General features: G+C 61.0%; 16 protein-coding genes. 6 read left to right on the plus strand and 10 right to left on the minus strand.

The window, feature by feature from the left end; all coding sequences use genetic code 11:
* Window positions 1-13: 13 nt before the first annotated feature.
* The 4 genes from AGR13A_RS06150 to topA all read right to left on the minus strand — a co-directional run bounded on the left by AGR13A_RS06150 (window position 14) and on the right by topA (window position 6,241).
* Complete coding sequence (locus AGR13A_RS06150; RefSeq protein WP_167377522.1) at window positions 14-640, minus strand: NUDIX hydrolase; 627 nt, start codon at window positions 638-640, stop codon at window positions 14-16.
* Between the two features lie 62 nt (window positions 641-702).
* Entirely contained in the window at window positions 703-1,146 is a 444-nt protein-coding gene (locus AGR13A_RS06155; protein ID WP_035217627.1) for a DUF983 domain-containing protein, read from the minus strand.
* 59 nt (window positions 1,147-1,205) lie between these two features.
* Entirely contained in the window at window positions 1,206-3,560 is a 2,355-nt protein-coding gene (rnr, locus tag AGR13A_RS06160; protein ID WP_080834198.1) for a ribonuclease R, read from the minus strand.
* On the minus strand, window positions 3,557-6,241 hold the full coding sequence (topA, locus tag AGR13A_RS06165) for a type I DNA topoisomerase (RefSeq protein ID WP_080834200.1): 2,685 nt from the start codon (window positions 6,239-6,241) through the stop codon (window positions 3,557-3,559). Before topA ends, rnr begins: the two co-directional genes overlap by 4 nt.
* A gap of 258 nt (window positions 6,242-6,499) precedes the next feature.
* On the opposite strand from topA, the gene AGR13A_RS06170 reads away from it, so the two are divergent.
* The gene (locus AGR13A_RS06170; RefSeq protein WP_080834203.1) at window positions 6,500-6,730 is read left to right on the plus strand and encodes a hypothetical protein; all 231 of its coding nucleotides are present in this window, start codon (window positions 6,500-6,502) and stop codon (window positions 6,728-6,730) included.
* Here AGR13A_RS06170 and dprA read toward each other — a convergent pair.
* The 5 genes from dprA to AGR13A_RS06195 all read right to left on the minus strand — a co-directional run bounded on the left by dprA (window position 6,686) and on the right by AGR13A_RS06195 (window position 11,470).
* Window positions 6,686-7,825: a DNA-processing protein DprA gene (dprA, locus tag AGR13A_RS06175; protein ID WP_080834204.1), complete on the minus strand. Its 1,140-nt coding sequence runs from the start codon at window positions 7,823-7,825 to the stop codon at window positions 6,686-6,688. The two genes, AGR13A_RS06170 and dprA, sit on opposite strands and share 45 nt — an antisense overlap.
* Before the next feature lie 21 nt (window positions 7,826-7,846).
* A complete protein-coding gene (gene plsY, locus AGR13A_RS06180; RefSeq protein ID WP_167377421.1) occupies window positions 7,847-8,464 on the minus strand; it encodes a glycerol-3-phosphate 1-O-acyltransferase PlsY in 618 nt (205 codons plus the stop codon).
* Window positions 8,465-8,512: 48 nt separating this feature from the next.
* On the minus strand, window positions 8,513-9,805 hold the full coding sequence (locus AGR13A_RS06185) for a dihydroorotase (RefSeq protein WP_080834206.1): 1,293 nt from the start codon (window positions 9,803-9,805) through the stop codon (window positions 8,513-8,515).
* The gene (locus tag AGR13A_RS06190) at window positions 9,802-10,743 is read right to left on the minus strand and encodes an aspartate carbamoyltransferase catalytic subunit (RefSeq protein ID WP_003521487.1); all 942 of its coding nucleotides are present in this window, start codon (window positions 10,741-10,743) and stop codon (window positions 9,802-9,804) included. Before AGR13A_RS06190 ends, AGR13A_RS06185 begins: the two co-directional genes overlap by 4 nt.
* A gap of 295 nt (window positions 10,744-11,038) precedes the next feature.
* Window positions 11,039-11,470, minus strand: a complete 432-nt coding sequence (locus AGR13A_RS06195; RefSeq protein WP_080834208.1) for a hypothetical protein — start codon at window positions 11,468-11,470, stop codon at window positions 11,039-11,041.
* Between the two features lie 327 nt (window positions 11,471-11,797).
* Between AGR13A_RS06195 and AGR13A_RS06200 the strand changes: the two genes are divergently transcribed.
* The 5 genes from AGR13A_RS06200 to AGR13A_RS06215 all read left to right on the plus strand — a co-directional run bounded on the left by AGR13A_RS06200 (window position 11,798) and on the right by AGR13A_RS06215 (window position 15,702).
* Complete coding sequence (locus AGR13A_RS06200; RefSeq protein WP_080834210.1) at window positions 11,798-13,450, plus strand: acyl-CoA dehydrogenase family protein; 1,653 nt, start codon at window positions 11,798-11,800, stop codon at window positions 13,448-13,450.
* Between the two features lie 118 nt (window positions 13,451-13,568).
* Window positions 13,569-14,180 carry a GNAT family N-acetyltransferase gene (locus tag AGR13A_RS06205; protein WP_035217607.1) on the plus strand — a complete coding sequence of 204 codons (612 nt, stop codon included), beginning with the start codon at window positions 13,569-13,571 and terminating at the stop codon, window positions 14,178-14,180.
* Window positions 14,181-14,328: 148 nt separating this feature from the next.
* Window positions 14,329-14,973, plus strand: coding sequence for a TetR/AcrR family transcriptional regulator (locus AGR13A_RS06210; protein WP_035217604.1), 645 nt, complete (start codon window positions 14,329-14,331; stop codon window positions 14,971-14,973).
* A gap of 253 nt (window positions 14,974-15,226) precedes the next feature.
* A complete protein-coding gene (locus tag AGR13A_RS24865; RefSeq protein WP_155275911.1) occupies window positions 15,227-15,388 on the plus strand; it encodes a hypothetical protein in 162 nt (53 codons plus the stop codon).
* Entirely contained in the window at window positions 15,385-15,702 is a 318-nt protein-coding gene (locus AGR13A_RS06215; RefSeq protein ID WP_080834212.1) for a DUF6105 family protein, read from the plus strand. The genes AGR13A_RS24865 and AGR13A_RS06215 overlap by 4 nt, the downstream gene beginning before the upstream one ends.
* Here AGR13A_RS06215 and ruvX read toward each other — a convergent pair.
* Window positions 15,654-16,133 (minus strand): Holliday junction resolvase RuvX, encoded by a 480-nt coding sequence (gene ruvX, locus AGR13A_RS06220; protein WP_080834213.1) that lies wholly within the window; start codon window positions 16,131-16,133, stop codon window positions 15,654-15,656. The genes AGR13A_RS06215 and ruvX overlap by 49 nt on opposite strands.
* Window positions 16,134-16,136 lie beyond the last annotated feature (3 nt).

Consider the following 16,136-nt stretch of genomic DNA (forward strand, 5'->3'; position numbering starts at 1 on the left):
GACATAACGGCCTTTATACAAACTCTTGAATGAATCGGCCGTGGCGCGTGAAATAGAGCCGCGCGGGGCTGTCAAAGGGCAGTGAGGGATCACCTATCATGAGTTTTGTGACATCTTCGAGAACCGTGCGCGTGATTTTCGGCATGTTCAGACCGGAAAGGTCATTCATGTCAAGCCATTGCACATTGTGCAGCTCGTCGGAGTCCCGGGTTAGCCGGGTATCCAGCCGCAATTCGTCGGCATAGCAGCAAAAAAATCGGGTGTCGTAACGCCTGATATTGCCGGGCGGGGTAATGGCGCGCGCGACATATCGGAAACAGGAAAGGTCCGGGCCGTCTGCGGCAAGCCCGATGTCCACGCCGGTCTCTTCGACAAGTTCACGTGCGGCTGCGAGCGCCAGCGCTCTCGCCCCGGCAATGCTCAGGCGGCGCGCGGCGGAAGCGGTGAGGCTGTTGAGGACGGCGGGATGAAGGTCGCCGGAGAAGGGCAGGGCGTGGTCACGCGGATCGCGTTTGCCGCCGGGAAACACGTAAGCACCTGGCATGAAGACGTGGGCATTGCTGCGCTGGCCCATCAGTACCCGCATCGCAGGCCCGGACCGGTCGAACAGGATGATGGAAGCGGCATCGCGCGGACGCATCGGCGTGCTCGCCGCTCCGGTGCTCATGGGACGCTGGGGCACGTGCAAGTTTCCGCCGGTCGTCAGTGGGAGGAACCGTCTATCTGCGCCTTTGGCTGCTTTCCGTCAAAGCCGTGCATCTTGAGCGCCCATTGCAGCCCGATGACGCCGCCTTTGATCGGCTGCAGCGTCAAAAGTGCGGCCAGAATGGTGATTGGCACCCAGATGGCGAAATGCACCCACATGGGTACGGAAAAGACCATATCCGTCATCATGAAACCGCCGACGGCGATGTGGCCGATGATGACGATGGAGATGTAGGGCGGCAAATCGTCGGAACGATGGTGGTGCATTTCGGCGCCGCAGGCGGCGCAATTGTCCACCGGCTTCAGAAAGGCACGAAACAGGCGGCCGCCGCCACAGGCGGGGCAGCGGTTCGCCATACCGCGCATGATGGAACGTCCAAGCGGCCGCTCCGCGCTGTTGTCGCCGAAGGTGACCGTTTCCGAGCTCTGATGTGCACTCATCCTGAAGTCCTTCTCCCGTTTCCTTAACCGCCTGTCGCGGTCTTGTTATTGTCGCCGTCCTAACGTCGCCTTCGGGGCGGCCGTGTTCCGGGCTTTGCGGCAGGACGCGATGTCCGCCGGCCCGCCTTGTGGAACGACCGCGTACCGACCGGCATCTTGCGCCCCGGGCTCAGCATATCGAAACGCAGCGCACCCGCCAGTGGCACGGCTTCCGCAAGCCGCACCTGAACCGTGTCACCAAGCTGATAACCGAGACCCGTCTTTTCCCCTGTCAGGGCCTGATGGGCCTCATCGTAGAGGAAATAATCGGTTCCGAGTGTAGATATAGGAACAAACCCGTCCGCGCCAAACTGCGGAAGCGCGACAAAAAGTCCCGCCTTGGTGACACCGGAAACACGGCCCTCGAATTCTTCACCCACCCGTTCGGAAAGATGGTGCGCGATCAGCCGGTTGATGGTGTCACGTTCGGCGGCCATAGCGCGGCGCTCGAATGTCGAGATTTCGGCGGCGATGTCGTCCAGCGTCGCCTCTTCCTGTGGTGTGATACCGCCTTCGCCGAGGCCCAGAGAACCCACCAGCGCGCGATGCACGATGAGGTCGGCATAACGACGGATCGGTGAGGTGAAATGCGCATATTTCATCAGGTTGAGGCCGAAATGGCCGATATTTTCCGGGCTGTAGATCGCCTGGCTCTGGCTGCGCAGCACCATTTCGTTGACCATGATCTGGTGCGGCGTATCAATGGCGCGTGCCAGAATGCCGTTGAAGGAATTGGCGCGCATGGCCGCACCCTTGGCCATGGATATGCCGATGGTGCCGAGGAATTCGCGCAGCACCTCCTGCTTGGAAAGCGTGGGTGCATCGTGGACGCGATAGACCAGCGGCTGCTTCTTCTTTTCCAGCGTCTCGGCGGCGGCGACATTCGCCTGGATCATCATTTCCTCGATCAGCTTGTGCGCATCGAGGCGTTCGGGAATGACGACCTTGTCCACCGTGCCATCGGGCCTGAGCTGAATCTTGCGCTCCGGCATGTCGAGTTCCAGCGGCTGGCGACGGTCGCGGCCGCGCTTCATCACCTCGTATGCATGCCACAATGGCTTCAGGATCGGCTCCAGCAGCGTCCCGGTCTTGTCGTCGGGCCGCCCATCAATCGCGGCCTGCGCCTGCTGGTAGGAGAGCTTGGCAGCGCTCTTCATCATGATGCGATGGAAGGTGTGGCCCGCCTTGCGGCCTTCCTTCGAGAAGGTCATGCGCACGGCAAGGGCAGGGCGGTCGACGCCTTCCTTCAGCGAGCATAGATCGTTGGAGATGCGCTCCGGCAGCATCGGCACGACACGGTCGGGGAAATAGACCGAGTTGCCGCGCTTCAACGCCTCGCGGTCAAGCGGCGCGCCTGATCGCACATACCAGGAGACATCGGCAATGGCGACCGTGACGATGACGCCACCAGGATTGTCGGGCGATGTATCCGGTTCGGCATAGACCGCGTCGTCATGATCCTTGGCATCGGCCGGATCGATGGTGATGAGCGGCAGGTCGCGCCAGTCCTCGCGGTGCGACATGGTTGCGGGCTTGGCAGCATCCGCTTCGGCCAGAACGTTAGACGGGAAGATATGCGGAATGCCGTGGGCATGGATCGCGATCATCGAGATCGCCTTTTCCGAGGCGACCGAGCCGATGACCGAGAGGACTTTCGCCCGCGTCAGCCCATAACGGCCGCTATTGCGCGAGGTTTCCACCTCGATCAGATCGCCGTCCTTGGCATCGCCGACACCATCGGGATCGATCACCATCTCCTCGCCACGCCGGTCGATCGGCATCAGTCGACCGCCGCCGCCTTCCGTTTGCTTGAACACGCCGAGCAGCGCGTTCTGGCGACGGTCGATCAGCTTTACGACGCGCGCCGTATAAGCCGGGCCGACGCTTTCCTTGGAGGGGAAGATCTTTGCAAGAATACGGTCGCCGAGACCGGCAGCCGGGGCTTTCTTGCCGCGATCCTGCGAAGACTGGCGGATGAGCACGGCAGGTGCCGCGCCCATATCTTCCGGCCATTCCGCCGGCCGGCCGATCAATTCGCCATCCTTGTCGCGGGTGGTGATGTCGAGAACCGTGACAGGCGGCAGACCGCCCGGCCGCGTCAGCGACTTGCGGCTCTTGTGCACCATGCCATCGACCTCGAGTTCCTTCAGCAGCGCTTTCAGAACGATGCGGTTTTCACCTTTCAGCCCGAAAGCCTTGGCGATTTCGCGCTTGGAAGCCTGTTGCGGATGGTCGGCGATGAATTTCAGCAGCACTTCGCGGGAAGGCACCTCGCCATGGATGATGCCTTCACCTTCGCTCACACGCTTGCCGCGTCCGGTGCGTCCAAAGCCGTCGCTGGCGGAACCCTGTCTCTGACGCGGCGTCTTGCTCACTCTGCTGCCTTCTTGGGTTTGGCTGCTGCCTTCGGCTTGGCGGCCGTCTTGCTCTTGGTTGCTGCCTTGGCTTTCGTCGCCTTCGGTTTTGCCGCGGCGTCGCTATCGGCCTTCTTGGCGGCGGGCTTCTTGGCCTTGGCAGGCTTGCCGCCGGTGCCGGTCTTGGCAATGCGCTCGGCAATCAGCACCAGAGACTCGTCCAGCGTCACCGAGGCCGGATCCTGACCCTTCGGAATGGTGGCGTTGACCTTGCCCCAGTTGACGTAAGCGCCATAACGCCCGTCACGCACGGTGATCGGGCCGCCATCAGGGTGGTCGCCCAGTTCCTTCAGCGCTGCCGGCGTGCCGCTGCGGCCGCGTCCCGGTCCCTTGCTCTGCTTTTCGGCAATGACGGTGACGGCGCGGTTGAGACCGATCGAGAACACGTCCTCGATGCTTTCAAGGTTCGCATAGGAACCGTCATGCAGAAGGAACGGCCCATAACGGCCGAGACCGGCCGATATCATCTTGCCGGTTTCCGGATGTTTGCCGATATCGCGCGGCAGGTTGATGAGCGCCAAAGCCTTCTCGTGGTCGATGTCCTCAGGCTTCCAGCCCTTGGGCAGCGAAGAACGCTTGGCTTCCTTGCCGTCGCCGCGCTGGATATAGGGTCCGAAACGGCCGGAGCGCAGCGTCAACTCTTCACCGGTCATCGGATCGGCGCCGAGCGCCTTCGGCTCGTTCGAGGCCGCAGCTTCGGCTTCCGAACCGTCAGAGGTGAGCTGGCGGGTGTAGTTGCATTCCGGATAGTTGGAGCAACCGACGAAAGCGCCGTATTTGCCGAGCTTCAGCGAGAGATTGCCGGTGCCGCAAACCTGACAGATGCGCGGATCCGAACCATCCTCGCGCTTGGGGAACACCAGCGGCGCCAGAACCTCGTTCAGCGCATCCAGCACGTTGGTGACGCGCAATTCCTTGGTATCTTCGATCTGCGCGAAGAAATCCTTCCAGAAATCGCGCAGCACCTGCTTCCAGTCCAACTCACCAGCGGAAATACGGTCGAGCTTTTCTTCGAGAGCGGCGGTGAAGTCGTATTCGACATATTTGGAGAAGAAGCTTTCAAGGAAAGCCGTCACCAGCCGTCCGCGTGAATGCGGGATCAGCTTGCGTTTGTCGACAATGATATATTCGCGGTCGCTCAGCGTCTTCAGCGTTGCCGCATAGGTGGAAGGGCGGCCGATGCCAAGTTCTTCCATCTTCTTGATCAACGAGGCTTCCGAATAGCGCGGCGGCGGTTCGGTGAAGTGCTGGCTGGCATTGATCTTCTGCTTGGCGAGGTTCTCGCGCTCATTGATCGGCGGCAGACGCCCTTCGTCGTCACCGTCGTCGCTCTGCTCGCCATCTTCCTTCTGGTCGGTATAGGCGGCGATGAAACCGTCAAAACGGATCACCGAGCCGACGGCACGAAGCCCGGCCTTCTCGCCGTTCTTGTCCGCGAGGATTTCGACCGTCGTACGCTCGATTTCGGCGGACGCCATCTGGCTGGCGATACCGCGCTTCCAGATCAGGTCGTAAAGACGCAGTTGATCGGCATCGAGATAACGCTTCAGCTGATCCGGCGTGCGGTTGAAATCGGTCGGGCGGATCGCCTCATGCGCTTCCTGGGCGTTCTTGGCCTTGGTGGAATAGAAACGCGCCTTTTCCGGCACATAGCGATTGCCGAACTGCTCGCCAATGGCCTGGCGGGCAGCATCGATGGCTTCCGGTGCCATCTGCACGCCGTCAGTACGCATATAGGTGATAAGGCCGACGGTTTCTCCGCCGATGTCGATACCTTCATAAAGCTTCTGTGCTACCTGCATCGTCCGCGAGGCACCAAAGCCCATGCGCGAGGAGGCCGCCTGCTGCAGCGTCGAGGTGGTGAAGGGCGGGCCGGGATTGCGCTTGACGGGTTTTGCCTCGACGGAATCGACCACATAGGTCGCGCCCTCCAGCAACACCTTCAGCCGGTTCGCTTCCTCACCGGTCTTGATCCCGCGGCTCTGCAGTCGCTTGCCATCGGCGGATACCAGCTTGGCCTCGAACTCGTCACCGCGCGGTGTCTTCAGAAGCGCGCTGATGTTCCAGTATTCCTCGGAGACGAAACGTTCGATCTCGGATTCGCGGTCGCAGACGAGGCGCAGCGCAACCGACTGCACGCGGCCGGCGGAACGCGCGCCGGGCAGCTTGCGCCACAATACCGGAGACAGGTTGAAGCCGACGAGATAATCCAGCGCGCGGCGGGCGAGATAGGCGTCGACCAGTGGCACGTCGATGTCGCGCGGGTTCGCCATGGCGTCCAGCACCGCCTTTTTGGTGATGGCGTTGAAGACCACGCGCTTCACCGGCTTGTCGCCGAGAACGCGCTTCTTCTTCAAAAGATCGAGAACGTGCCAGGAAATGGCTTCACCTTCGCGATCCGGGTCGGTTGCGAGAATGAGGCCGTCGGAGGCTTTTACCGCATCGGCAATATCCTTCATGCGCTTGGCGGATGCGCTGTCGACCTCCCAGGACATTTCGAAATCCTGGTCGGGCAGCACCGATCCGTCCTTGGCAGGAAGGTCTCTGACATGGCCAAAGGATGCAAGAACCTTATAGCCCGAGCCAAGATACTTGTTGATCGTCTTGGCTTTGGCAGGAGATTCTACGACGACGACATTCATATTGTTTTTCTCTGGAACTGGTCCGTTAACGTGGCCCGATTGCAGCGCAATGCCGCAATTCGCCTTCTTTATAATTCGACATGGACAGGTAATGCCCCCGGGTCAAGAGGCAAGCCCGATTTTATCGCTCCAAGGTGATTACAACCTATGGATAATCTATTGTTGTATTGCAATCTTTGGTAAATTGGTTATGATACCCAACATCATTTGAATCTACTTAATGCTTTTCGTTTCAGGCGGAATTTCCAGGATAAATATATGGTCCCGAACGCGACAGACAATAATGCCGATAATGATGGGACCGGGGAGAACTTGGCTTACATTCGCCAGATGCTGGCAGAACTGCGGCAGGTCGCCAGCCGCGAGGGAGCCGACATGCTGTGTTACCTGATCGAGATGGCCTATGTCGAAGTCGGCGACATCCAGAGCGGACGACGCAAGCTCTCAATCCGCGAGGAGCGAAACCCGACCCCCGGCATGCCGGTTTAACCGCCCGGCTATATCAAGCTCCAGCAGCACCAGATGAACGGTGGCAGCGGAAAAACCCGTGTGGCGGATAATATCGTCCGTATCCACGGGCGAGGGACCGAGAGCGGCGGCGATGATGTTACGCTCGTCGTCCCCTGGTGGTGACATCTCCATGTCGGATCTCGGTTCCTCGATCTTGCGCTCATAGGGCAATTGCGGTTCCATCAGCGGCCGAAGCGCCTCGAGAATATCTGAAGCGCCCGTCGTCAGCATCGCACCTTCCTTGATCAGCCGGTTGGTGCCCTCGCAGCGCGCATCGAGCGGGGAACCGGGCACGGCGAAAACGAGCCGGCCCGCTTCGCCGGCAAGCCGCGCCGTAATCAGCGAACCAGAGCGCTCCGCCGCTTCCACGATGACGACGCCGAGGGAGACGCCGGCGATCAGCCGGTTGCGGCGGGGGAAATCCCGCGCGCGCGGTTCCCAGCCGAACGGCATTTCGCTGATCGTCGCGCCGCCCTGATCGTATATCTCCTGCAAAAGCCCGAAATTTTCCTGAGGGTAGGGGCGGTCAAGACCACCCGCCAGCATGGCCACCGTACCGCTTGCAAGGCTTGCCCGGTGTGCAGCCGCGTCTATGCCGCGCGCCAGGCCGGAAGCGATCGTGTAACCGGCCCTGCCGCAGTCGCGCGCGAGCATGGCGGCGAATTTCGCGCCGTTGATGGAGGCGTTGCGCGAGCCGACAATACCGATGCATGGTCTTGTTGCGGTGGATGCCGATCCTTTCATGGCGATCAGCGGCGGCGCGCCGTCCAGATGCCGCAGGGCGGAGGGGTAGTCCGGCTCGCCGATGCCGACGAAACGCGCGCCGAATTTTTCCGCGGTCTCGATTTCGCCTTCCGCTTCCGCCTGTGTGGCAATGCGGGGGCTGCGCAATGAACCGCCGCGCCTTGAAAGTTCCGGCAGGGCGTCGAGCGCCTTTTCGGCGCTGCCAAAATGATTGATGAGTTCGCGGAAGGTAACGGGGCCGATATTGTCGCTGCGGATCAACCGCAGCCACGCGACCCGCTGCCGGGAAGAAAGCTCTATGCCCTGCCGTGTCGTTTCCTCATGCGGCATGACATATCCTTAAGACTGGCCTTAGCCCTTTTGTCCGATCCGGCTTTCGGTGCCGGCCAGAAGCCGCGCGATATTTTCGCGGTGCTTCCACCAGGAAATCACGCTGAGCAGCGTTACCAGCAGCGCTGTCTTCTCAGGTCCGAGCACCCAGAGGGCCACGGGAATGATCAGCATGGCCAAAAGCGCCGAGAGTGACGAGTAACGGGTGATGAAGGCGGTTGCGAGCCAGATGAGCGCAAAGGCCAGCATCATCAGGGGTGCGGCCCCCAAAAGCACGCCGATATAGGTGGCTACACCCTTGCCGCCCTTGAAGCCGAGCCACACCGGAAACAGGTGGCCGAGGAAGGCGAAGAAACCGGCGACCAGAGAAGCCTCATAACCCCACAGCGCATTAGCGACCAGCACCGCCGCCGTGCCCTTCAGCGCGTCGAGCAGCAGGGTTGCGGCGGCGAGCTTCTTGTTGCCGGTACGCAGCACATTGGTGGCGCCAATATTGCCGGAGCCGATCTTGCGCACGTCGCCCAGCCCCGCCATGCGGGTGAGGATGAGGCCGAAGGGTATCGAACCGAACAGGTAACCGATAAGCGCCGCCAGCGCGAGAAGGGCAGGCGCCGTCTGCCAGTCAGTCAAAGCACTCATTCAAACGTCCCCTCTGTCGCGCTGGCCGCGTGATCTCTGTTGGTGATCTTATGCCAAGGAATGAACGGCTTTGCCAGCCACATAAGTGGCGACGGCACGGCCGCTGAAACGGGCATCTTCGAACGGCGTGTTCTTGGATTTGGACACCAGCTGTTCCCTGGTAACAAGCCATGGCTCGTCGAGATCGATGAGCGTGATATCGGCTTTCGCGCCCGCCTTCAGCGTTCCCGCATCCAGTCCGAAAATCTTTGCCGGACGGGTGGAAAGCGCATCGATCAGCCGCATCAGCGGAACCTCGCCGCTGTGGTGGAGGCGCAGCGCCGCCGCCAGCATGGTTTCCAGCCCCACCGCGCCGCTTGCGGCGTCCGAAAAGGGCAGGCGTTTGGTGTCGACATCCTGCGGGTCGTGTGAGGAGACAATGATGTCGATGGTGCCGTCCTTCAGCGCCTCCACCATGGCCTTGCGATCGTCTTCGGCGCGCAGCGGCGGGGAGAGCTTGAAGAAGGTACGGTATTCGCCGATATCGTTCTCGTTGAGCGTCAGATGGTTGATCGAGATGCCGCAGGTGGCTTTGACGCCCCGCTGCCGCGCAACGCGGATCGCCTCTGCCGATTCCGGTACGGAAATCTTGGCGGCGTGGTAGATCGCCTGTGTCAGCCCGGCAATGCGCAGATCGCGTTCCAGCGGGATGATCTCGGCTTCCTTCGGAACGCCCGACAGACCGAGCCAGCTTGCGAACAGCCCCTCGTTCATGTCACCGCCGCCGATATATTTGTCTCGGGTTTCGAGCGCGATGACAGCACCCAGTTCGCGGGCATAGGTCATGGCGCGGCGCAGCACCAGCGTGTCGGAGAGCGCCTTGCGGCCATTGGTGAAGGCCACCGCACCGGCTTCCTTCAGCATGCCGAATTCGGTCATTTCCTCGCCATTGAGGCCCTTGGTCAGGGCCGCTGCCGGATGGACATTGACGACTGCCTTGTCGCGCGCCGTTTTCTTCACATATTCGACGAGTGCGATGTCATCGATGACAGGGTCGGTATCGGGCATGACGATGATGCTGGTGACACCGCCGGCCGCTGCCGCGCGCGCGGCGGATTCGATGGTCTCGCGGTGTTCGGCGCCGGGTTCGCCGACGAAGACACGGGCATCCACCAGACCGGGAACGGCTACAAGCCCCTTGCAGTCACGCACGGTCGCGCCTTCCGGTGCGCCCTGATTATGCGCATCCTTGCCCACGGCCAGAATGGTGCCGTCTGCGCCGATGATCACGCTGCCGGTCTCGTCGAGGTTACGGGACGGATCGACGATGCGAAGGTTCTTGAGAACGGTAACGGCACTCATACGCGCTCACCCTGATTTTGCGAGACAAGCAGGGTTTCCATGACCGCCATGCGCACGGCAACCCCCATTTCCACCTGGCTTTCGATCACGCTCTGCGGACCATCCGCCACGTCGGAGGCGATTTCCACGCCGCGGTTCATCGGGCCGGGATGCATGACCAGCGCATCCTCCTTCGCCGCCTTCAGCTTTTCGGCATCGAGGCCGTAATAATGGAAATATTCGCGCACCGAAGGCACGAAGGAACCGGACATGCGCTCGCGCTGCAGGCGCAGCATCATCACCACATCGGCGTTCTTCAGCCCTTCCTTCATGTCGTGGAAAACCTCGACGCTCATGTCGCGGATACCGGAGGGCAAAAGCGTGGCGGGGGCGACGACGCGAACGCGCGCGCCCATTTGGTTGAGCAGGATGATGTTGGAGCGGGCAACGCGCGAATGCAGCACGTCGCCGCAGATCGCCACCGTGATGCCTGATAGTTCGCCCTTGGCGCGGCGGATGGTCAGTGCGTCGAGCAGCGCCTGCGTCGGGTGCTCATGCTGGCCGTCTCCGGCATTGACGACGGAGCAGGCGACCTTCTGCGCGAGAAGGGCTGCGGCGCCGGCGGAGGAGTGGCGAACCACCAGCACATCCGGGCGCATGGCGTTCAGCGTCATCGCCGTATCGATCAGCGTTTCGCCCTTCTTCACCGAGGAATTGCCGACCGACATGTTCATCACGTCTGCGCCAAGGCGTTTTCCGGCAAGCTCGAAAGAGGACTGCGTGCGCGTCGACGCTTCGAAGAACAGGTTGATCTGCGTCAGGCCCCGAAGCGTCGAGGTCTTTTTCTCGCGCTGGCGGCTGATTTTCACCGCCTCGTCGGCCTTGTCGAGAAGCAGGGTAATATCCTGATGGGAAAGCCCCTTGATGCCGAGGAGATGGCGATGGGGGAAGAAGACCATGCGGTTTGCCTCCTGACGGGCGCCGCATTTTCCCGTGAAAATGCCCGGAACGCCCGAATGCTGATCCGTGCGCTCCCATTCGCTGTGAACACGCCTCAGGAGTGCCGCGGAATTCGGTCCTGCGCTCTATAGAGATTGCTTGCCGCAGGGGCAAGCGCCTGCAACGCCTGAAATGAAAACACGGCCATGTTTCCCCAGTCCGCGAGAAGGAGGTGGGTTGGCCGAGGTTACAATCATTCCAGAAGACGCAAGGGTCCGGCAGCATTTCGGCGGGCAGCGACAAAGCGAGTGAGTGTCAGATGATGCCATGCTTTTTCAAAAGCGTCTGCTCATCGCCTGAGGCCCAGCCGAAAACTTTCGGCTTCCCGTCCAGCGCCTGGACGAAATAGTGAACATCGAAATCGATGGCGAGATCCGATTGGTCCTTGCCGGCAAAGGTTGCCGTCCAGGCGACGTGGGCGACGCAATGATGTTCATCGATGGGCGAAAGGTGGATATCGCGTATCCGCATCCTTTTCGTTCCTATGGCCCTATAGCGCTGATAACCCTTCGTCATGACCTGCTTCAGCTGCTCGTCGTTCTTCCCGGTCATCACCCCGGCAGGCGATGCGGCGATGAAGTCCGAGGCATAAAGGGATGAGACCTCTTCCATGTCCATGTCGCCGTTGAGAGACTTGTTGAAAAAGCGCTCATATCTTTCGAAAAGTTTTCTGACGCTTGCCTCCATGGGCCTTCTCCAAATCTAGCTTTGTTCCTTAAGGTCATGAGCCGAGAGGAGCACTTGAAGGCGCAGAATGCCCAGTGAAGATACCCCACGTGAAATCAACGCCTGCAATGCGCGTCTGTTCCGTCAGGCCGCCGCCGGCTCTCTCATTCGGCACGGGATGCAATGCCTGGCCGCGGCTTGTTTGCCTCGCCGCATCTGGCCTTCGGTTGAAGCAGCCCGAAAAATGTTCAATGCCCGGTTTTAATCGTCTCAATCGCTTCCTGTGGGCAGGATTTTGCAATATCACCCCACTATGCAATTCGAGTAAAAAGCAGCTAGAAGCAGTTGATGACCCAGAACTCCCGGACAGAAGAAACGCTCGCCGAACTGAACCAGCCAAGCCTCTGGTCCGGTATCAATGCTTATCGTTCCGATCCGCTGATCGTCGACCTCACCTCCGGCCTGTCACGCAATCTGAGAGAAGAGTTCGACCAGCTCGGGCGCTACGTCACCTCGCACGAGGCGCAGGAACTGGCGCGCATGGCCAATCAGGGCGTGCCGCAGCTGCACACCCACGGCCCGCGCGGGGAACGTCTCGATCAGGTGGAATTCCACCCTGCGTGGCACGCGCTGATGCGCCGCTCCATGTCATCGGGCCTTCATTCCAGCGTCTGGGAAAATCTGGCCGAAACACGCGGCAACGAACACAAGGCCCGCGCCACCAAATTCTATCTGACCTCGCAGCTCGAGGCCGGGCATCTCTGCCCGCTGACCATGACCAGCGCCTCCGTCGCCGCCATCATGGCCTCGCCGCGTGTGCAGAAGGAATGGGCGCCGAAGATCCTGTCGCGCAAATATGATTCCTCGCAAAAACCGGCCCTGCAGAAAACCGCCGTCACCATCGGCATGGGCATGACGGAAAAGCAGGGCGGCACGGATGTGCGCGCCAACCGCACCACGGCCGAGCGCGTGGGTGAGGGCATTTATCGCCTTTCCGGTCACAAATGGTTCCTGTCCGCGCCGATGAGCGACGGTTTCGTCATGCTGGCCCAGATGGGCGACGGCATGGGCTGTTTCCTGGTGCCACGTTATCTGGAGGATGGTTCAAAGAACGGCCTGCACTTCCAGCGCCTGAAGGACAAGCTCGGCAACCGCTCCAACGCGTCGGCCGAAGTCGAATTCACCGATGCTTTCGGTTATATTCTCGGTGATCCCGGCAGCGGCATCCGCACCATCCTCGACATGGTGACGCTGACCCGGCTCGATTGCGCGCTGGCGTCGGCCGGCATGATGCGCGCCTCGCTTGCCGAAGCGGTACACTACGCCCGCGGGCGTTCGGTTTTCGGCAAGATGCTGGTCAGCCAGCCGATCATGACGCGCGTTCTCGCCGACATGGCGCTTGATGTGGCTGCCGCAACGGCGCTCTCCTTCCGGCTGGCGTCGGCCTTCGACGCAGCGCGTAACAACCCGGCGGAAGCCGCCTATGCGCGGGTCATGACGCCGATCGTGAAATACTGGTGCTGCAAGATCGCGCCGGCGCTCATCTACGAAGCGATGGAATGCCTTGGCGGCAACGGTTACGTGGAAGAGCGGCCGATTGCCCGCCACTACCGTGAAGCACCCGTCAACGCCATCTGGGAAGGCTCCGGTAACGTCATGGCGCTGGATGTGCTGCGTGTTCTTCAGCGTGGCAAGGATCTGTTCGATCTCGTCTTCCAGACGCTGGAGCGGGATCTGGGCGCTGCCGGCAAAAAGACTACCGATGTTCTGCGCGCCGCAATTGCCCTTGCCGAGCGCGATGAAGGGGCGGCCCGCCTGCTGGTGGAGCAATTCGCACTTGCGGCCGCTGCCGCCGAGCTTTGCCGTCTCGGTGCCGGCAAGATCGCCGATGCTTTCCTGGAAACCCGTCTTGCCGGCGGCTGGCGCCACACTTACGGCATGCTCGATTCCCGCTTCGATCCCAATTATATTATCGATCTTCTCTATCCGCCCGCGTCCTGAGTGACGAAGGGCTGATGGTTGTTGCATTCCCGGCGGGAGGGGGCTCGGATTTGAAAAAAAGCGGTGGCGTGGAGCGTGCATTTATCTGTCGTGGCGCGGCAATGGAGGGCGGCTGCAGATGCTGACCTTTCGTTCCGCCCGTCTGGAAGATGAGGACGCACTTTACGCCATAAGTCTCGCAACCGGTGACGCCGGCGAAGATGCGACGCCGCTTTATCGTGACGGCCGCATGGTGGGCCATATCTATTCCGTGCCTTACCTGCATCTTTGGCCCGATGCCGTTTTTGTGGCGGAGGACGAGGAGGGTGTCTGCGGTTACATCGCCGGAGCGCTCGATACGGCCTTGCATGACGAGCGGCTGGAGCAGGAATGGTGGCCGCATCTGCGCGCCCTTTATCCCGACCCCGGCGGCGACCCGCAGACATGGGACGCTGACCAGCGCCGGGCTCATTTCATCCACCACCCGCGCCGCTCGCCGACCTGGCTCACGGATCCGTTTCCGGCCCATATCCACATGAACCTTCTGCCGCGCACGCAGGGCAAGGGCGGCGGCACGCGGCTTTTGTCGCGCTGGCTGGATATGGCAAGGCAAAACAACGTCTACGGCATTCACCTCGGTGCCAGCGAACGCAACAATGCGGGTATGCGCTTTTGGGAAACACGCGGCTTCAAACGTCTTGAAAGCCACGAAACACCCGGCACCGTTTGGTTTGGCATGGCGCTGGAGTAATATCTCTGCCGTGTATCTCGGAGATACCAGTCTTCTATCTCCACTCATCCACAGGAACCTTCTTCCCATCCGCGCCGCCGCATTGTCCTTGCCTTCATGCTTTGTTAACCCCTTGGGTCAGGCCTTTTTAAAAGACGGGTAGGGAAGCATGCTGGCGACCGCAGAGGCAATTTCAGCCGACAGACCGGAAAAGCGCGTCAAGGATCGCGCCGCGACCGAGAAGGCGATTTTTAATGCGGCGCGATCGCTGCTGGCGGAAGAGGGCTTTCAGGGTTTCGGCATTAACGCGGTCGCCCGTCGCGCCGGGTGCGACAAGCAGCTCATCTATCGTTATTTCGGTGGTCTGGACGGCCTGATCGAGGCGATCGGCGAGGACCTCGGCTCCTGGGTGAAGGACCGTATTCCCGAAGACACCGGCGGCATGTTTCTTCTGACCTATGGCGATCTCATGGAAAAGCTGGCGCTTTATTTCATGGATGCGCTGCGTAGCGATCCTCTCGTCTGCAAGATCATCGCCTGGGAAGTGTCGGATGGTTCGCCGCAGGTGAGGCAGCTTGCCGAAGCCCGCGCCAAATCGCTTGGCAAATGGCTGGAGCGCATGCGCGGTTCGCTGGCGGCGCCGAAGGGTGTGGACACTGCCGCCGTCAACGCCGTGTTGTTCGCCGCCATCCAGCACCTCGTCATTTCCGCAGCAACCAGCGGCCAGTTTGCCGGCGTGCCGCTTAAATCCGACCGCGACTGGGACAAGATCGTCACCGCCGTCAAAAGGCTGGTGCGCGGCGTTTACGGCTAAGCCGCTTCAGGAGGGCGGGCATCTGTCCTGCCCTTGAAGGCTGGCGTGGGACCAGAGGAAAATCAGCCGTGTTTTCACCGGCGGGCAACCGTCCGGCGGCGCTGTCCTTTGCCCTGGCCGCACGCTTGTCCACAGACCGTCCGTCCGTGTTAACCATAATCACAGCTTTTATTTGCGTCGTCACGGCAGCCGGTCCAGTGTGAATTAACGAAGTGTTAACCATGCGCAATGATTGCGCATAAGGGAGCCGCAAGTGAGCCGCTGGACAGCTTTAGGCGTCATGATGACGTTTTTTGTGATGCTGCCGTTGGATATCGACGCGCCGGCGCTGAACCTTTGCCTGATGGCTCTGGTGCGCTGGGCGGTGCTTGCCGGCGTCCCCGACACGATGTTTGCGCGGGGGCAGGCGGCATGAAGTGGTTTCTGATCCTCTGGGCAGGCCCCGTCGCATTGCTGGGCAGCTGGTACTGGCTTTCCTATTACGACATGAGCTTCGGTTTTTATATGCTGACGCGCGAGACCCATGATCTGGTATTCCAGATCTACGGCAATATTCTCGGCCTGCCGCCGGAAAGCCTGCCGCCGCTCCTTGCGCGCGCCATAGCGGTCGACAGCCTCATCGTTTTTGCGATTGTCGCATTCCGCAGGAGAAAGCAGATCGCCAATTGGTGGCGGGGCCGTCAGTCGGCCGCGCGGGCAAGTGCCGAAAGCCTGTCGAGCGCGCCCTGAAGAATGAAACTCGCCGCCGCCGAATCGATGCGTTCGGCCCGTTTGGCGCGTGAGACATCCATTTCCAGGAGTGCACGCTCGGCCGCGACCGTAGAAAGCCGCTCATCCCAGAAAATGAAGGGCAGTGCAGTCTTCTCACCCATGGTGCGCACGAAAGCGCGTGTTGCCTGCACACGTGGCCCTGCCGAGCCGTCCATGTTCATTGGCAGGCCGATGATGAAGGCGGCCACCTTCTCCTTTTCGGCAAAGGCCAGTAGCACTTCGGCGTCCTGCGTGAATTTCACCCGCTTGATAACGGGACGCGGCGTTGCAAAGCGCCGCGACAGGTCCGACATGGCAAGCCCGATGGTTTTCGTGCCAAGGTCGAGGCCGGCAATAGCCTGTGCGGGCTGAAGCGTTTCCGCAAGTTCCTCGATGGTGAGTATCGCCATGGC

Source organism: Agrobacterium genomosp. 13 str. CFBP 6927, from assembly GCA_900012615.1.
Taxonomy (GTDB): Bacteria; Pseudomonadota; Alphaproteobacteria; order Rhizobiales; family Rhizobiaceae; genus Agrobacterium.

Coding starts and splice junctions, on each gene's coding strand:
- AGR13A_RS06150 (WP_167377522.1), bottom strand. CDS start 640: ATGCGTCCGCGCGATGCCGCTTCCATCATCCTGTTCGACCGGTCCGGG.
- AGR13A_RS06155 (WP_035217627.1), bottom strand. CDS start 1,146: ATGAGTGCACATCAGAGCTCGGAAACGGTCACCTTCGGCGACAACAGC.
- topA (WP_080834200.1), bottom strand. CDS start 6,241: ATGAATGTCGTCGTCGTAGAATCTCCTGCCAAAGCCAAGACGATCAAC.
- AGR13A_RS06170 (WP_080834203.1), top strand. CDS start 6,500: ATGGTCCCGAACGCGACAGACAATAATGCCGATAATGATGGGACCGGG.
- dprA (WP_080834204.1), bottom strand. CDS start 7,825: ATGCCGCATGAGGAAACGACACGGCAGGGCATAGAGCTTTCTTCCCGG.
- plsY (WP_167377421.1), bottom strand. CDS start 8,464: ATGAGTGCTTTGACTGACTGGCAGACGGCGCCTGCCCTTCTCGCGCTG.
- AGR13A_RS06185 (WP_080834206.1), bottom strand. CDS start 9,805: ATGAGTGCCGTTACCGTTCTCAAGAACCTTCGCATCGTCGATCCGTCC.
- AGR13A_RS06190 (WP_003521487.1), bottom strand. CDS start 10,743: ATGGTCTTCTTCCCCCATCGCCATCTCCTCGGCATCAAGGGGCTTTCC.
- AGR13A_RS06195 (WP_080834208.1), bottom strand. CDS start 11,470: ATGGAGGCAAGCGTCAGAAAACTTTTCGAAAGATATGAGCGCTTTTTC.
- AGR13A_RS06200 (WP_080834210.1), top strand. CDS start 11,798: ATGACCCAGAACTCCCGGACAGAAGAAACGCTCGCCGAACTGAACCAG.
- AGR13A_RS06205 (WP_035217607.1), top strand. CDS start 13,569: ATGCTGACCTTTCGTTCCGCCCGTCTGGAAGATGAGGACGCACTTTAC.
- AGR13A_RS06210 (WP_035217604.1), top strand. CDS start 14,329: ATGCTGGCGACCGCAGAGGCAATTTCAGCCGACAGACCGGAAAAGCGC.
- AGR13A_RS06215 (WP_080834212.1), top strand. CDS start 15,385: ATGAAGTGGTTTCTGATCCTCTGGGCAGGCCCCGTCGCATTGCTGGGC.
- ruvX (WP_080834213.1), bottom strand. CDS start 16,133: ATGGCGATACTCACCATCGAGGAACTTGCGGAAACGCTTCAGCCCGCA.